This window comes from Actinotignum sanguinis (genome assembly GCF_003957255.1).
Taxonomy (GTDB): domain Bacteria; phylum Actinomycetota; class Actinomycetes; order Actinomycetales; family Actinomycetaceae; genus Actinotignum; species Actinotignum sanguinis.
The window spans coordinates 1-3,686 of sequence record NZ_QDIE01000055.1 but is presented as its reverse complement, the minus strand read 5'-3'; the positions used below and the strand labels follow the sequence as shown (position 1 = coordinate 3,686).

The following is a 3,686-nucleotide window of genomic DNA, read 5'->3' as shown; positions in this document are numbered from 1 at the left end:
CCTTACCGCCACACCATTCACGTGGGTAGCTGACGTGGATAGCCTCCTGGAGAAAATAGCACGCGCGAGAACAGTCTTAGAACAAACCCCCACCCCATAACCGGAAACCTAAATCGCGGACGGTGCACTAGTGGGCGCGGCGCTGCAACCGGCCAATCTCCAGGAGCAGTACGGCGCGACCTTCGAGCCGAATCCACCCGCGGGAAACGAAATCAGCGAGAGACTTATTGACCGTTTCGCGCGAAGCTCCCACCAGATGCGCGAGTTCTTCCTGCGTGAGATCGTGCGCAACGTACATGCCTTCGGGGGTGCGCTCGCCGAAACGATTGGCTAGGTCGAGCAGCGCCTTCGCCACGCGGCCGGGAACATCGGAGAACACCAGGTCGGCAAGATTCTCATTGGTATTGCGCAGGCGACGCGCCATTTCGCGGAGCATCGACATGGCGAGCGCGGGGTGCTCTTCGATGAAATTCTTCATATCGCGATGCGCGAGGGAAAGCAGATGCGTCGGCGCGATAGCGGTGACCGTGGAAGAACGAGCCCCCAGGTCAAAGAGCGAAAGTTCTCCGATGATTTCCCCGGGGCCGAGCACGGCGAGCAGGTTTTCACGCCCGTCGTCAGACGTGTGACTGAGCTTCACCTTGCCGTCGGTAACAATATAAAGGCGATCACCCTGGTCGCCTTCGTGGAAAAGCGACTCGCCCCGCTTAAGGGACGTGTCGCTCATCATCGCGCCGAGAGCGGCGAGACTTTCCTCATCCATGTCCTTGAAAAGGGGCACGGTTCGTAAAACGCTGGTATCCATCTCTAGCCTTCCTCCGATGTATTCAGAATATTCCTGAAGTAGTCTCATGTCACATTTTGCCATTATTCACGGAAAATGTCTCATACCTGGGCTGTATATGTCTAGCGGCGGCCTAGCGCCGTGCGGACCTTTCAAGCTGGGAAAGGAAATCCAGCACGATATTCGTAAATTCACGCGGGGACTCTTCGGGGATAAAATGCCCGGCGCCCGGCACGGCGATGAGCCGGTAGGAGCCGGTGGCGAAAGAACGGTCATCCGCCCAGGCCCGTTCATTAATCATGCGATCAGCCAGGCCGCGCACCGCCCAGATAGGCGCGTCCACGGGAGTGGAGAGGATATCGCGCCAGGCTTTCCCGGAGGGGCGGCGCCGCCACGTGGCGGTCCAGCGTAATTGTTCAACGGCGCTCGCCGCGGCTTCCGGGAGCCGCATCGCAGCGGCGTACTGTTCGGACTCCTCCGCCGCGCCGTGGCTGTGCGGGGCGGACCATTCCAGGAGCAAACGGCGCATATTGCGCACATCCCCGAGCGCGCGCGGGGAGCGATTCCCCAGCCGCGAGGTGAGTAAACCGAGCAGGCCGCGCGGGCGGATACCACGCCCAAAATGCCGCAGCCCGAGCGGGTGTGGGCTGGCCACCGTCACGAGTCCGGTAATAATATCGGGGGCCATCGCCGCCGCCGCCCACCCGAGGGCCACATTGGAGCCGGCCGCCACGATCACCGCAGAGCTTGCTCCCAGGGATTCGGTGAGCGAAATAAGATCCTGAGCGAGTTCGGGTCCGGATTGCACCGACGGAGTTTTATCGCTTCCACCCACCCCGCGCAGGTCGACGGCGGCAACTTCGTAACCGGCCTGCGCCACGGGTTCGATCTGGTGGCGCCAGGCATACCAGTATTCCGGGTAACTATGCACGAACAGCACCAGCGGGGTGCGAGTCGAGTGGCTCCCTGCATAGGCCAGGTGGAATTGCGCACCGTTGGCGGTCACGAGACGATGCTCCCACGGCCCGGGGATCCAGACGCAGGAATTATCGGCGGGAAGTGAGCTCATGCGATACCTTGTTACGCTCCGGTTTTTATTCGTCGCCCTCAGGGAGGCGGTATTCGCGCACCGTGAAAGCCCGGGCGCGCCGCGAACCGAGGGAGCGTGCCCCGTGCGCCGCGAAGCCAATAGCCGCGAGGATCGCGCCCAGCACGATGAACCCGCCGAAAGCAAGATCGTAGGCGAAATGGTGCACGATATTATCCGTAATCGGCTTGTAGCCGCCGATAAGCGAATCCACCCAGTGCACCCCGCGCAGCGCCACAGCGGGAAACGCGAGCCCCACGAAACCGGCGAGCACCAGAGCGCAGCCCCACAGCTGCGCCCCCAGGGAGGAGAGCCGCGCGAGCAGTGCAATAACGACGAGCAGGGCGACGCCGCCGGCCATTTCCACCAGCGCCGCCACATTGACCGAGCCGGTTTCAAGCGCGAAGGGGCGAGCCAGGTGCAGGCGTGCCACCGCATCCGAAATGAGATACCAGGTCAGCGGAAGCAGGAGCAACGTGACCGCCGAGGTCCAGATATGGGTCCAGACCCGGCCCTTCGGAGCATCGGGAATTGGCTCCACTTCCGCGATGTCTGCCCAGGTGCGCTGATCTTCCAGGCTTTCCTCACGCACGGCCGGAAAGACCGGGCCGTCGAACGCCGCGGCGGGCGCTGCTGCCGGTTCTGCGGCGGGTGCACCGAGCTCACCTGCCTGCGGGTAGAGCGCGGTTGCGGTTGCTTCCCCGGAGGCGTACGGGTCTGTGCTGGCGGTGGCGTAGGGATCAACGGCCGCGGTGGCGCTGGATTCCGGGCCTGCGGGCGCTGCGGGAACGGTTGCGGTTACGCCGGCTGCCTGCGCGAGGTTCGCGTATTCGCGGTCCGGAGCGGGGGAGGTTCCCGTGTGGTAGCCATCATCGAAAGCGCCTGCCGCCAGCGATTCAGAAACGGAACGACGACGCGGCGCGGCTGGCTCCGGGGTGGATTCTTCCGGTGCGAGTGCTTCCGGAGTGGTGGTCCCGGTGGCTTCCCCGAGGGAGGCGGCGGGAGTGGCAGTACCGGCGGGTTCCGCACCTGCTGGCTGTTCAGCCTCGCCTTGTTCCGGAGCGGGCTGAGCCGGAGCCGGTTGGTCCGTGGATTCGGGCGTGGGCTCGGGCTGGTGCGCGGATTCGCCTTCGGGTTCGTTCACGGCGGTGCTTGCCGGAGCGGAATCACTCAGAGGGGAGGACTCGCTAGCGGCTTCCGCAGCGGGGGGAGCCGGCTGGAAGGGAGCGGCGTCGTCGTTCGAAAAAACGGGGGCGGGAGCGGGAGGCTGCGCGGTGGGGAGGTAAGCGGTTTCTTGATCCGCGAGATGGTCCTCGGCAATGGGCTCGAGAATATCGTCATCATCCAGTGGCCGGCGCGACGCGGTATTGTACGGGTCATTTGGCGTAGACATGGGTCCTCCCTTGATAGTTCTTTCTCAAAGATATGCCAGAAATCACGCGGATGTGGAGAATTTCGGCGGTGTGCCATAAACCGGGCGGCGCGTCACAAAACGGTGCGGCGTGACGAATCGGGCGTGCTGTGACAAATCAGGTTGTGCGCCGCGAATCAGGCGGTACTTATCCACAGATCCGTTCGCGTAGGGGGTTATCCACAGCGGAGTGCTACTCGGATGCGGGCGGGACTCAAACGCGGCACGCTCGGAGTATGACTTCTTCCCGTGATTTATCCCCTGGCCTTTCGGAGCCTAGTGTACCGTCCGTGAAATAGCTTACTGGTGATGGTATTATTGATCCATGTCGCACCCCGCTAAACCACTCGCCTTGAGTGACGAGGAACGAAGCACCCTGGAAAAGATCTACAACTCACCATCAC

Annotated in this window: 3 protein-coding genes; all 3 read right to left on the bottom strand. The window is 63.0% G+C overall.

What is annotated here, in order from left to right:
- Window positions 1-127: 127 nt before the first annotated feature.
- Window positions 128-805: a Crp/Fnr family transcriptional regulator gene (locus tag DDD64_RS08680; protein ID WP_126135964.1), complete on the bottom strand. Its 678-nt coding sequence runs from the start codon at window positions 803-805 to the stop codon at window positions 128-130.
- 112 nt (window positions 806-917) lie between these two features.
- Window positions 918-1,853 (bottom strand): alpha/beta fold hydrolase, encoded by a 936-nt coding sequence (locus DDD64_RS08675; protein WP_126135963.1) that lies wholly within the window; start codon window positions 1,851-1,853, stop codon window positions 918-920.
- A 25-nt stretch (window positions 1,854-1,878) separates the two neighbouring features.
- Window positions 1,879-3,264: a hypothetical protein gene (locus DDD64_RS08670; protein ID WP_126135962.1), complete on the bottom strand. Its 1,386-nt coding sequence runs from the start codon at window positions 3,262-3,264 to the stop codon at window positions 1,879-1,881.
- Between the last annotated feature and the right edge of the window lie 422 nt (window positions 3,265-3,686).

Coding starts and splice junctions, on each gene's coding strand:
- DDD64_RS08680 (WP_126135964.1), bottom strand. CDS start 805: ATGGATACCAGCGTTTTACGAACCGTGCCCCTTTTCAAGGACATGGAT.
- DDD64_RS08675 (WP_126135963.1), bottom strand. CDS start 1,853: ATGAGCTCACTTCCCGCCGATAATTCCTGCGTCTGGATCCCCGGGCCG.
- DDD64_RS08670 (WP_126135962.1), bottom strand. CDS start 3,264: ATGTCTACGCCAAATGACCCGTACAATACCGCGTCGCGCCGGCCACTG.